The sequence below is a fragment of the Amycolatopsis sp. NBC_01488 genome (genome assembly GCF_036227105.1).
Lineage (GTDB): Bacteria > Actinomycetota > Actinomycetes > Mycobacteriales > Pseudonocardiaceae > Amycolatopsis.
Genome location: NZ_CP109434.1, coordinates 8,751,599 through 8,763,979, shown reverse-complemented (window position 1 = coordinate 8,763,979; position 12,381 = coordinate 8,751,599). Strand labels below are relative to the sequence as shown.

Genomic DNA, 12,381 nt, shown 5'->3' with positions numbered 1-12,381 from the left:
TGCGCGATCCTGGGACGATGGACCTGGTCGTACTCGAAGAGATCCGCCGGCTGAAGTACCGCTACCTCCGCGCGGTCGACCTGAAGCAGTGGGACGAGGTGGCCGACACCTTCACCGCCGACGCCACCGCCGACTACGGGACCCGTGCGACGGGGGAGGACGGGAAGCACTTCGAAGGGCGTGACGCCATCGTCGCGTTCCTCACCGAGAGCCTCGGCAACGGCATCATCACCGTCCACCACGCAGGTCAGCCCGAGATCGAGGTCGACGGCGACACCGCGACCGGGCGGTGGTCGTTCACCGACAAGGTCATCGTGCCCGAGCACAAGGTGATCATCGAGGGCGCCGCCTTCTACGAGGACACCTACCGCCGCGAGGCCGACGGCGCCTGGCGGATGACGCACATCGGGTACGTCCGGACCTATGAGTCGATGCTCTCCTGGGCGGACAACCCGGGCTTCCGGCTGCTCGCGAACCGCTGGGCCGTTCCGGCATGATCGAGAACGAGTTCTCGTTGACCCGGTCGTTCGCCGACGCGATCGCGGAGGCCGAGAAGCTGATCGCCGAAGCCCCGCCGGCGCAGACCGAGCAGGGTCTCCTGGAGGGCTACGACTACCTCGCCGGGAGCATCCGCGCGTCGCTGCAGATGGCCTGGGCCTACCAGCGCGACTTCCCGTACTTCACCGCGTCCACCGGGCCGTACACCAAGATGGGCCTGGACAACCCGGACACGCTGTACTTCAACGCGAACATCCGCGCCGACCGCGAGTACCTCGTCACCGGCGTGCGAGGGACGACGGCCGACCTGAGCTTCCAGATCCTCAACGGCGACTACTCGCCGGTCGTGGTGCCCGACAGCCTCGCCGCGTTCGACGACCGCGCCATCGACATCGGCGAAGACGGCCGGTTCGAGCTGCGCTTCGGCCCGGCGCGCGAGAACCCCGGGCCGAACTACTTCACGCTCGGCGAGGGCTCGTCGATGCTCGTCGTCCGCGAGGTCCACAGCGACTGGGCGACGGAGAAGCGCGGCGAGATCCGCATCCGGTGCGTCGACACCGCCGGCCAGGCGCCGCCGGTGCCGGACCGGTCGGCGATGGCCAAGCGCTACGGCGTCACCGGCAAGATCCTGCTGAGCCGGCTCAAGACGTTCCTCGCGTTCCCGAAGTGGTTCTACGACAACCTGCCGGTGAACACGATGACCGAGCCGCGCTCGACGCCGGGCGGCCTGACGACGCAGTTCTCCTCGGCCGGGCACTACGAGCTGGGCGACGAAGAGGCGATGGTCGTCACCGTGCCTCGCTGCGCGGACGCGCCGTACCAGGGCATCCAGCTCGGCAGCCTCTGGTACGTCTCGCTCGACTACATCAACCACCAGACGAGCCTCACCGCCGACCAGGCCCGCGTCGACCCGGACGGCAAGATCCGGTTCGTGATCAGCGAGCGCGACCCCGGCGTCGCGAACTGGCTGGAGCGCACCGGCCACGACCGCGGGTACGTCCAGATCCGCTGGCAGCGGCTCGCGCGGGACCTCGGGCCGGACGACGGCCCGGTCGTCGAGGTCGTCAAGGTGGACGAGCTGCCGGACCGGCTGCCCTACTACGAGGAAGCGCGCGTGACGCCGGCCGAGTGGTCGGCGCGGATCGCGGCCCGGCAGGACGCCGTCGCCGCCCGGATGCTGGGGTGACGGTGTCGGATTTGCTGCAGGGCAAGGTGGTCGTGGTCTCGGGGATCGGCCCCGGGCTCGGCCGGTCGATCGCCGTGCGCAGCGCGCTGGCCGGGGCGGACGTCGTGCTCGCCGCGCGCACCGAGTCGCGGCTGACGGAGGTCGCGAAGGAGGTCACCGATCTCGGCCGCCGGGCCGTCGCGGTCCGGACCGACATCGACGACGCGGACTCCGCCGCGAACCTCGTGAGCGAGGCGGTCGAGGCGTTCGGCCGGGTGGACGCGGTGGTGCACAACGCCTTCGCCGTCCCGCCGCTGACCGATCTGGCCACTGTGGACCTCGACGCCGTCCGGGCCGGGTTCGAAACGGCCGGGATCTCGGTGCTGCGGCTGACCCGGCTGTTCCTGCCCGCGCTCAAGGAGAGCAAGGGCTCGCTGGTGATGATCAACTCCGCGGTGCTGCGGCATTCGCGGCGCACGTTCGGCGCGTACAAGATGGCGAAGTCGGCGCTGCTGTCGCTGTCGCAGAGTCTCGCGAGCGAACTCGGGCCGGACGGGATCCGCGTCAACACCGTCGCGCCCGGGTACATCTGGGCGCCGAACCTCAAGTGGTACTTCGCCTACCTGGCCAAGGAACGCGGCATCACGCCCGAAGACGTGTACGCCGAGACCGCGTCCACAATAGACCTGCGCAAGCTGCCGGAGCCCGACGAGATCGCCGACGCCGTCGTGTTCCTCGCCTCGCCGATGGCGCGCGCGATCACCGGGCAGTGCCTCGACGTCAACGGCGGCGAGTACCACCACTAGGAGGATCCATGCTCCCCGGCCGCGAAGACGTCGGCACCGTCGAGGACCTGCACGCGTCGGCCACCAAGCTCACCGGCCTCGACGACTTCGGCGCGGACGAGTACGTCGAAGGCCTGCGCGTGCTGCTGGAGGCGTACGAGGCCGACGAGGACCTCACGCCGTTTGGCAACAAGGTGCACCGCGCGATGCTGCGCGGCGCGCTCGTCGCCCGGCTGCTCAGCGAAGCGGGCTGGAAGCAGCACCCCGAGTCGGCGGATGTCCCGATCGACCGGCCGATCTTCGTCACCGGCCTGCCCCGCACCGGCACGACCGCGCTGCACCGGCTGCTCGCCGAAGACCCGGCGCACCAGGGGCTCGAAGTCTGGCTCGCCGAGGTCCCGCAGCCGCGGCCGCCGCGGGACACGTGGCCGGACAACCCGGTGTACCAGGGGATCCAGGCCGGCTACGAGCGCCACCACGTCGAGCACCCCGAGTTCATGGGCGTGCACCACATGTCCGCGGACCAGGTCGAGGAGTGCTGGCAGCTGCTGCGCCAGTCGATGCGGTCGCTGTCGTTCGAATGCCTCGCGCACGTGCCGCGCTACTCGCGCTGGCTCGCGAAACAGGACTGGACGGACGCGTACGCCCGCCACCGGCGCAACCTGCAGCTGATCGGGCTGCCGGACGCGGGCAAGCGGTGGGTGCTCAAGAACCCCAGCCACCTCTTCGCCCTGGACGCGCTGATGGCGGCCTACCCGGACGCGCTGGTGATCCAGACGCACCGCGCGCCGCGCACCATCATGGGCTCGATGTGCAGCCTCGCCGAGAAAGCCGCAGACGGCTGGTCGACGAAGTTCCGCGGCGACGTGATCGGCCGTTCGCAGCTCGACCTGTGGGCCCGCGGCGCCGACGAGTTCCGCGCGGCGCGCACCCGGTACGACGCGGCGCAGTTCTGCGACGTGCGGTACGAGGACTTCGTCGCCGACCCGATCGGCACTGTGTCCGCTGTGTACGACCACTTCGGACTGACGTTCACCGGCGACGCGCGTGCGGCGATGACCGCGCTGCACGGAGAAAGCCGTTCCGGGGAACGGAAACCCGCGCACCGCTACCGCCTGGAGGACTTCGGCTTGACCGCCGAAGAGGTCGACGAGCGTTTCGCCGGCTACCTGCGCGCGTACGGGTCGTGAGTGAGAAACAGTGTTCTAACCCTGTTTCTCACTCACGACCACTGCGGTAGGGGTCTCAGCCGACGGCCGCGTGCAGGCCGCGGGTCCCGATGCCGCGCAGTACCTCGACGCGGTTCGCGCCCGGGCGGCTGAGTACCCAGCTCGACCCCGGCACCGCCTTCGCGCGCTTCTTCAACGGCGCCAGCAGCCGGGAAACCTCCTGGTACGACCGGATCGAGCCGCTCGCGCAGACCAGTGTCGCGAGCGAAACCGTCACCGGCATGCCGTCCGCCGACCAGTGGCGGTCCAGGAGCGCGCCCGCCACCGTCGCGATCTCGTCGACGTCGCAGACCACCAGGAAGTCGTCGCCGCCGACGTGGCTGACCCGCATCCGGCGCAGCTGCGCGGTCAGGCCGGTCAGCGCGCCGCCCAGCTCGCGGATCAGGTCGTCGCCCGCGGCGAAGCCCGCCGTGTCGTTGACCGCCTTGAACGCGTCGATGTCCAGCCACGCCGCCACGAACGGCTCGCCGATCGTGATCCGGCGGGCGACGTCGCGGGCGACCGTGTCGCTGCCCGGCAGCCGAGTGAGCGGGTTCAGCGACGCCGCGGCCTCGACCTTCGCCTCGGCCACGCCGCGCACCACCTCGGTCACCAGCACCACGCCGAGGCAGCGGCCGACGTCGTCGACCACCACGACGTCGTCGCCGGTGCGGCCCCAGTCGGCGTCGGTGACCAGCTCGAGGAACTCCATCGCGCCGGCGCGGGCCTCGATCGTGTGCGGGGTGTCCGCGAGCCGCGCCGCGGGGCGCTTCGCGTGCAGCGCGTGCCCGTACGGGCCGGTGACCGCGACCAGGAACCGCGTCCGGTCGACCGACCAGCGCGGCCGGTTCAGCTCGTCGACCCCGACGACGCCCGAGGGCGCGTCGGCCGAGGCCAGCACTTCGCGGACCTCGTCGCAGGTCGCGGTTTCCGGCAGTGTCGTGGCCGGGCGGAGGAAGTCGCCGACGCACTGCGCCGGACCCGGCGCGCGCACGGGCTGGGCGCGGGTGAGCAGGGCCGGCGCGGGGCCGGCGGCGGTGGGCGGGGCGAGCAGGTTCCCCTGCGCGATCCGGATGCCGAGGCCGCGGACGGCGTCGAGCTGGGCGTCGGTCTCCACGCCGGTCGCGACGAGCCGGGTGCCGGTCCGGTTCGTGTAGTGCAGGAGCGCCTCGACGAGGGCGGCCGACGCCGGGTCGTCCGGCAGCCCGCGCAGCACCGTGCGGTCGAGCTTGACCAGGTCGACCGGCGCCTCGACGAGCAGGCCGAGCGGCAGGTCGGCGCGGCCGAGGCCGTCGAGCGCGAGCCGGAAGCCGAGCTCGGTGAGCATCCGCATCCCGGCGAGCGCGCGGTCGGCGGGCAGCGGCGCGAACGGCGGGCCGATCTCGAGGACGACGTCGCGGGTGCGGCGCCCGGCGTCGCCGAGCTCCTCCAGCAGGTCTTCGTACATGGCCTGCGGGGCGGCGAGCGTGCGGGCGGAGAGGTTGACGTGCAGCGGGAGCGGTGACTCGACCTGCCGGACGGCGGCGATCGCGAGCCCGAGGTCGACGTCGGCGAGGCGGCCGTCGCGGCGGGCCTGCGCGAGGAGTTCGGGGACGGTGCCCTGACCCGGCCTGGCCAGCGCTTCGTGAGCCACGACGCCCCCGGTGTGGAGGCTGTACAGCGGCTGGAAGGCGAAGCGGACCGCGCGTGGCGACTTCACGCTCCGATCGTCGCGGCTGGGGCGGGGAAACGAAACCGATGTCGACTGATGTTCACCGCCGTTACCCTGATCGGGGTAACGCAGGGTGATGCCCGCCACTAGTTCACGGTTGACTTATATAAGTCGCTACTTGTACTTTGGCACTGTGCACGCGTTCGACGTCCTCGGCGACCCGGTCCGCCGCCGGATCCTCGAGCTGCTGGCCGACGGCGAACGGGCCGCCGGCGCGGTCGCCGAGGTGATCCGGGCCGAGTTCGGCATCTCGCAGCCCGCGGTGTCGCAGCACCTGAAAGTGCTGCGGGAGAACGGCTTCGCGGTCGTCCGCCAGGACGGGACGCGGCGGCTGTACGCGGTCGGGCACGCGCCCCTGCGCGACGTCGACGTCTGGCTCGACCGGTTCCGCCGGTTCTGGACCCCGCCGCTGGACGCGCTGGCCACCGAAATCGCCCGCGGCAAGCGCGCGCGGCGCCTCACCGAAGGAGAAGGTCCGTGATCGACGTCAGCCACCAGATCAGCGCCGTGCGCCGGACGCTCGGCGACCGGGTGCTCGAGGGGAAGGAGGCCCGCGTCCTGACCATCAGCCAGGTCTACGACACCGACGTCGACGACCTGTGGGACGCCTGCACCAACCCCGAGCGCATCCCGCGCTGGTTCCTGCCGGTCAGCGGCGAGCTCAAGCTCGGCGGGAAGTACCAGCTGCAGGGCAACGCCGGCGGCACGGTCGAGCGGTGCGACCCGCCGAAGAGCTTCGCCGCGACGTGGGAGTTGGGCGGCAACGTCAGCTGGATCGAGGTCCGCCTCACGCCCGAGGGCGAGGGCACCCGGTTCGAGCTGGAGCACGTCGCGCACGTCGACGAGCGCTGGGACGAGTTCGGCCCGGGCGCGGTCGGCATCGGCTGGGACGGCGCGCTCGTCGGCCTGGTGCTGCACCTGCGCGCGCCGGGCACGGCCGTCGACCCGGAGGCGGCGATGGCCTGGATGATGTCGGCCGACGGCATCCGCTTCATGACGGCGTCGGGCGAGGCCTGGTACGAGGCCGACGTCGCCGCGGGCGCGGACCCGGCCAAGGCACGCGCGGCCGCCGACCGCACGCTGAAGGCGTACACGACCCCGCCGGAGGCCTGACCCGGCGTGTCGTCCCCCCGATCACGAGTGATGCCCCGTCAATCACGCGAGATGCCCCTTCAAGCACGGGTGATGCCTTCCTGATCACCGCCGTTGCCCCTCGCCGCACGAGCGCCGCGGGAGATCTCGTGTGCGTCTCGGGGCATTTCGCGTGACTAGAGGGGCATCACGTGTGATTGGAGGGGCATCACTCGTGACTGGAGGGGCGACACGGGCACCGGTCCGGGTAGCCGGGCGCCTGGCCGCCGTTCAGGTGAACCTCCGGATAAAGTCGGCGCATGGATCAGGGCAGCGAGCAGACCGACCCGAGGGTGGTGCGGCGGGACCCCGCCGTCGACGCTGCGAACGCCGGCGGGTTCACCGACCTGGCGACCAGCCCGTTCCGGATCGACCGCGACCGCATCGCCGCGTCGCCCTTCTTCGCCCGCCTCGGCGGCGTGACGCAGGTGGTCAGCGCCGGCGGCGCCGGGCTGCTGCACAACCGGCTCACCCACAGCCTCAAGGTGGCACAGGTCGCCCGCGCCATCGCCGAGCGGATCACCACCGGCCCCGACGCCGGCCTGGCCGACAAGCTGGGCGGCTGCGACCCGGACGTCGCCGAGGCCGCCGCGCTCGCGCACGACCTCGGGCACCCGCCGTTCGGGCACCTCGGCGAGCAGACGCTCGACCGCATCGCCCGGCACCGCTTCGGGCTGGCCGACGGCTTCGAGGGCAACGCGCAGACGTTCCGCATCATCACCACGACCGACGTGCGCGGGCCGTCGGCCATCGGGCTCGACCTGACCACGGCGGTGCGCGCGGCCGTCCTGAAGTACCCGTGGTTGCGGCTGCACCACCCCGCGCCGCACCCGTCCGCGATGGCCGTGCCGCCGCGCGGCGCCGGCGAGCCGGCCGAGGCGCCCGGCACCGGCGCGGCCAAGTTCTCCGCCTACGCCACCGAACTCGACGACTTCGAGCAGGCGCGCGCGGCGTTCGCGGGGCGCGTCGAAGGCTGGCAGCAGACGGTCGAAGCGTCCGTGATGGACACCGCCGACGACATCGCCTACGCCATCCACGACCTGCAGGACTTCCACCGCATCGGCGTCCTGCAGCACGCGCCGGTGGCGGCGGAGCTGGGGGAGTGGCTCGAGCACGCGGGCGAGCTGGCCGCGCTCGACGACGAGACGCTGCACGCGGAACTGCGCCGCCCGGGCCGCTCGCTCGAGCGCGTCCGCCGCCGCATGCACGGCAAGGACGCGTGGATCGTCGACGACGACGCGTTCGCCGCGGCGGTGGCCCGCGTCCGCGCGGAGCTGGTCGACGGCCTGCTGGCCGCGGAGTTCGACGGCTCGATCGAGGCGGAGCAGGCGACGGCGGCGTTCTCGGCGAACTGGACGGCGCGCTTGGTGGACGGGGTGTTCGTGCTGGCGTCGCCGTCCACCCGCACCGGTCACGTGTCGCTTCGGCCGGCCCAGTGGCACGAGGTCCAGGTGCTGAAGTTCGTGCACCGCCGGTTCGTGCTGCTGCGCCCGGACCTGGCGTTGCACCAGCGCGGCCAGGCGGGCGTGGTGTCGAGCCTGGTGGACGCGCTCGACGCGTGGCTGGCCGACCGCGACGAGGTTTCGCGGCTGCCGAGGCGGTTGCACGACCTGGTGGAGCTGGCGCACGCGGAGTACACGGGGCTGGCGCGGACGGCGCCGGAACTGCTCGTGGGGGCGACGGGGGAACCGGTGTCCGGACCGGACGCGGTACGCGAGCTGGCTCGCGGCCGGGCCGTGGTGGACTTCGTGGCTTCGTTGACGGACAAGCAGGCGGTGACCCTGTTGGACGCACTGTCGGGCCGGGCGGCCCAGCCGTGGTCGGACTCCTTCGTGCTCTGATCGCTTCGGCGGTAACGGGATTCGCCAACGGGAGACGCCCGTTGCACGGGCGGTCCCGTTGTCCGGTGCCTGTCCGGTGATCGGCACGGCGTTGCGCTGAACGGCCTACGACATCTGGCCGGTTCCGGAAATTATCCGGCTTTTGTCACTCGAACGGCTGATGTTTACGAAAACTTGCGGTACTTAGCTGGGGCCAGCCGGTGATCACCGGCGTCGGTCAGCGTGAGTCGGGGCACGCGCCTGGAGAATCGGAGGGCGCACGTGCGTCGTACCCGTTCCACGAGATCGAGAACCACCGTGCTCACCGCCGGGGCGGCGGCACTCCTCGCCGCCCTCGGCCTCGTGTCGCCGCCCGCCGCGGGCGCCGCCACCGCGTCCACACCGGACACCTTCAGCGAAACCGCGCAGCAGCAGATCGCCGCCCTGCAGGCGGTCAAGGCGGGGCGCACCGCCACCGAGTCCAAAGTAGACAGTAAGCTGCTCGTCGCCGAAAAAGGCCTGGGAAAGCAGCTGAACGCGCTCCAGTCCGGGGTGGGCGCCACCGGCACCGTCCTGGTCGACATCCGCGCGAGCAAGGTCTCGCCGGACCTCCTCGCCGGGCTCACCAAGGCCGGGGCGGGCATCCGCGCGGTGTCCGACCGGTACGCCAGCGTCCGGGCCGAGCTCCCGGTGGCCAAGGTCAGCGAGATCGCCGCGCGGGGTGACGTCCAGCGCGTCGAGCAGGCCGACCAGGCCATGACGGCCCGTGAGCTGGAGACGCCGGCGACGACGCCGGTCAAGACCGAAACCAAGCAGCAGAAGGCCGACCGCATCGCGGGCGAGCTGCAGAAAGCGGTGGCGAGCAAGACGCAGCGCAGCGCCGCGGCGGCCGCGACCGTCACCAGCGAGGGCGACCGCGCCCACAACGCCGACCTCGCCCGCCAGCAGTTCGGCGTGACCGGCGTCGGCGTCAAGGCGTGCGCGCTGTCCGACGGCGTCGACTCCTTGGCCGCTTCGCAGGCCAAGGGCGAGCTCCCGCCGAACGTCGACGTCATCGCCGGCCAGGAGGGCAGCGGCGACGAGGGCACCGCGATGCTCGAGATCATCCACGACCTCGCGCCGAACGCCGCGCTCGGCTTCGCGTCGGCGTTCAACTCCGACGCCAGCTTCGCGGACAACATCCGCAAGCTGCGCTTCGAGTCGCACTGCGACGTCATCGTCGACGACGTCATCTACTTCAAGGAATCCCCGTTCCAGGACTGGATCATCGCCCAGGCCGTGAACGACGTGACCGCGAACGGCGCGCTGTACTTCTCCTCGGCGGGCAACGAAGGCAACGTCGCCGACGGCACCGCCGGCCACTGGGAAGGCGACTTCGCCGACTCCGGCAAGTCCGTCGGCAAGTTCGCCGGCGCCGCGCACAACTTCGCCGGCGCCGCGGGCACCCAGATCTACGAGCCCATCTCGGACGCCTCGTCGGCCGGCGTCCCGGTGACGCTGCACTGGTCCGACCCGCTCGGGCACTCGGCGAACGACTACGACCTCTACCTGCTCAACTCCGCGGGTGCCGTGGTCAGCTTCAGCCAGAACGTCCAGGACGGCACCCAGGACCCGTACGAGATCCTGCAGACGCCGGCCTTCGGGGGCACCGGGCTGCGCCTGGCCGTCGTGAAGTTCTCGGGGGCGAACCGCTACCTGTCGCTGTCCGCGCTGCGCGGCCGGTTCAAGGACTCGGCGGACGGCCTCAAGGCCTACAACACCCCGGGCGTGACGGTCGGCCATTCGGCCGCGCGCAACGCCTTCAGCGTCGCCGCCACCCCCGCGGCCGCGGCGTTCGGCCGGCCGCTCGAGCCGGGCGACCCGGCCAACCCGGCCGGTCCGTTCCCGGGTTCGTTCAGCAGCACGTCGAAGGCCGAGCGGTTCAGCTCCGACGGCCCGCGGCGGATGTTCTACGAGGCCGACGGCACCCCGATCACCCCGGGCAACGTGTCCTCGACCGGTGGTGAGGTCCGGAACAAGCCGGAGATCACCGCGGCCGACGGCGTGAAGACCAGCGTGTCCGGCTTCAGCCCGTTCTTCGGCACTTCGGCCGCCGCCCCGCACGCCGGCGCGATCGCCGCGCTGGTCCTTTCGGGCAACCCCGGCCTTCCGCCGTCGGACGTCCGGGACGCGCTGATCAACACCGCCGTCGACATCGAGGCCCCCGGCCGCGACAACGTCACCGGCGCCGGCGTCCTCCTCGCGGACAAGGTGCTCGCCTACACCGGCGCCAGCCCGCAGCCGCTCGCGGTGGCGAAGCAGCCGACGGTCACCCCGGCCGACGGCGGCTCCTCGCTCGACCCGGGCGACACGGCCAAGGTGACGCTGCCGGTGACCAACGACGGCGACGGCACCGCGGTGTCCACCAGCGTCGTGCTCACCAGCCCGACCCCGGGTGTCACGGTGGCGCCGCGGGCCAAGTCCTACGGCACCATCAGCCCGGGACAGACCGGCGTCAACGACTTCACCATCACCGTCCCGGCGACGCAGCAGCTGGGCGTGCCGGTGGTGCTGAACGCCCGGGTCACGTTCGCCGGCGCGCACTCGCCGACGACGTCGACGTTCTCGCTGCCGGTCGGCACCCCGTCGCCGGTCGCGCAGGACTTCGCCTACACCGGCGCGCCGGTGGCGATCCCGGACAACAGCCCGGTCGGGGCGTCGGTGACCATCCCGGTCACCGGGGTCGGCCGCGCGGCCAAGGTGGCGTTCTCCGTGGACGGCACGACGTGCAGCACCGACCCGGCCTCGACGACGGTGGGGCTGAACCACTCCTACGTCGGTGACCTGGTCGGCACGCTGACCGCGCCGTCGGGGGCGAAGGCGACGGTGTTCCAGCGCAACGGCGGCTCCGGCAAGAACTTCTGCCAGGTCGTCTTCGCCGACACCGCCGCGACCGCGTTCAGCACGGTGACCGCGTCGAACGCGCCGTTCACCGGCACGTGGCGGCCGACGCAGCCGCTGACCGGCGGCCTGACCGGCGCGGCCGTCGACGGCACGTGGACGTTCTTCGTGGTCGACGCGGCGGGCGGCGACGTCGGCTCGATCCGCTCGGTCGCCCTGCACATCAACGGGTTCGTGCAGCCGCCGGCGGCCGGCGCGCCGGCGAACGTGCACGGGGCCGTGAACAACGGTCCGGTGCACCCTCTGTGACCGCCGTGCCGTGAACCGAACAACCCGAACGGGGCCGTCGCGGTGACGCGGCGGCCCCGTACCGTTTTTCCCATGGCGAAGCCACGACAGGCCCCGGGCGGCGGCCGCACGGTCGAGGTGCCGCCGGACCGGCTCGCCGGCTGGTTCGACCGCTTCTCCGCGCGGCACGACGGGGTCGTGACGACCGAGGTCGGCGAGCTCGTCGTCCGCGCGGTGGCGAACGACGGGGCCACCGCGACCGCGACCGTCCCTTTCGGACCGCTGGAGGCGCCGCCGGGCACGTTCGACGGCCTGGTCGTCGACGCGATCGTCGCGCACGCGCTGGTGCCGCGCCGGGTCGCGCTCGTCCTGGTGCGGGTCGGCGGGCACAGCGTCGGCATCGCGGACGACGGCCGGGTCGAGCTGTCCCGCACCGACCGGCACCTCGTGCAGGGCCGCTCCGCCGCGGGCGGCTGGTCGCAGCAGCGCTTCGCCCGGCGTCGCGCGGGCCAGGCCCGGCACGCGCTCGAGGACGCGGCGAACGACGTCTTCGAAGTCCTGGTCCCCCGACTGTCCGAAGTGGACGCCGTCGTGCTCGGCGGCGACCGGCGAGCCCTCGGCGAGCTGCGGGAGGACCGCCGGCTGGCCCCGCTGTTCGCCCGGGCGGAGCCGCGCGTGCTGGAGGTCGGCGAGCCCAGCCGGGCGGTGCTCGGCGAAGCGGCCGTGCGCGCACTGTCGGTGCAGGTCACCCTGCGCGATGGGTGAGACCGCACACGTCCGGAAAAACTCCTCGACCCCGGCCCGTACACTGGGCTCCGTGGATATCCAGCTGGAGTGACGCCGCCCGGTCGAACCGACCGGCCGCTCGACGCTGCCTTCGAGCAGACACAGTCCT

The 12,381-nt window shown here is 72.3% G+C and carries 10 protein-coding genes; 9 read left to right on the top strand and 1 reads right to left on the bottom strand.

The annotated features are described in order from the left end of the window. Positions 1 to 17: 17 nt before the first annotated feature. From OG738_RS41150 to OG738_RS41135, 4 genes are read left to right on the top strand one after another with little or no spacing between them, the layout of a single operon-like run. A complete protein-coding gene (locus tag OG738_RS41150) occupies positions 18 to 497 on the top strand; it encodes a nuclear transport factor 2 family protein (RefSeq protein WP_285482998.1) in 480 nt (159 codons plus the stop codon). Continuing rightward, positions 494 to 1,684: a hypothetical protein gene (locus OG738_RS41145; RefSeq protein ID WP_329049214.1), complete on the top strand. Its 1,191-nt coding sequence runs from the start codon at positions 494 to 496 to the stop codon at positions 1,682 to 1,684. The genes OG738_RS41150 and OG738_RS41145 overlap by 4 nt, the downstream gene beginning before the upstream one ends. 2 nt (positions 1,685 to 1,686) lie before the next feature. Next, positions 1,687 to 2,469 carry an SDR family oxidoreductase gene (locus OG738_RS41140; RefSeq protein ID WP_442875970.1) on the top strand — a complete coding sequence of 261 codons (783 nt, stop codon included), beginning with the start codon at positions 1,687 to 1,689 and terminating at the stop codon, positions 2,467 to 2,469. Positions 2,470 to 2,477: 8 nt separating this feature from the next. Further along, entirely contained in the window at positions 2,478 to 3,638 is a 1,161-nt protein-coding gene (locus OG738_RS41135; RefSeq protein ID WP_329049212.1) for a sulfotransferase family protein, read from the top strand. A 55-nt stretch (positions 3,639 to 3,693) separates the two neighbouring features. Here OG738_RS41135 and OG738_RS41130 read toward each other — a convergent pair whose 3' ends face one another. Continuing rightward, the gene (locus OG738_RS41130) at positions 3,694 to 5,355 is read right to left on the bottom strand and encodes a GGDEF domain-containing protein (protein ID WP_329049210.1); all 1,662 of its coding nucleotides are present in this window, start codon (positions 5,353 to 5,355) and stop codon (positions 3,694 to 3,696) included. A 145-nt stretch (positions 5,356 to 5,500) separates the two neighbouring features. Between OG738_RS41130 and OG738_RS41125 the strand changes: the two genes are divergently transcribed. The 5 genes from OG738_RS41125 to OG738_RS41105 all read left to right on the top strand — a co-directional run bounded on the left by OG738_RS41125 (position 5,501) and on the right by OG738_RS41105 (position 12,251). After that, on the top strand, positions 5,501 to 5,848 hold the full coding sequence (locus OG738_RS41125) for an ArsR/SmtB family transcription factor (protein WP_329049209.1): 348 nt from the start codon (positions 5,501 to 5,503) through the stop codon (positions 5,846 to 5,848). Continuing rightward, the gene (locus OG738_RS41120) at positions 5,845 to 6,480 is read left to right on the top strand and encodes an SRPBCC family protein (RefSeq protein WP_329049207.1); all 636 of its coding nucleotides are present in this window, start codon (positions 5,845 to 5,847) and stop codon (positions 6,478 to 6,480) included. Before OG738_RS41125 ends, OG738_RS41120 begins: the two co-directional genes overlap by 4 nt. A gap of 278 nt (positions 6,481 to 6,758) precedes the next feature. Beyond that, on the top strand, positions 6,759 to 8,339 hold the full coding sequence (locus OG738_RS41115) for a deoxyguanosinetriphosphate triphosphohydrolase family protein (RefSeq protein WP_329049205.1): 1,581 nt from the start codon (positions 6,759 to 6,761) through the stop codon (positions 8,337 to 8,339). Positions 8,340 to 8,636: 297 nt separating this feature from the next. Continuing rightward, positions 8,637 to 11,507 (top strand): S8 family serine peptidase, encoded by a 2,871-nt coding sequence (locus tag OG738_RS41110; RefSeq protein WP_329049204.1) that lies wholly within the window; start codon positions 8,637 to 8,639, stop codon positions 11,505 to 11,507. A gap of 72 nt (positions 11,508 to 11,579) precedes the next feature. Continuing rightward, the gene (locus OG738_RS41105; RefSeq protein WP_329049203.1) at positions 11,580 to 12,251 is read left to right on the top strand and encodes an acVLRF1 family peptidyl-tRNA hydrolase; all 672 of its coding nucleotides are present in this window, start codon (positions 11,580 to 11,582) and stop codon (positions 12,249 to 12,251) included. Positions 12,252 to 12,381: the final 130 nt, after the last annotated feature.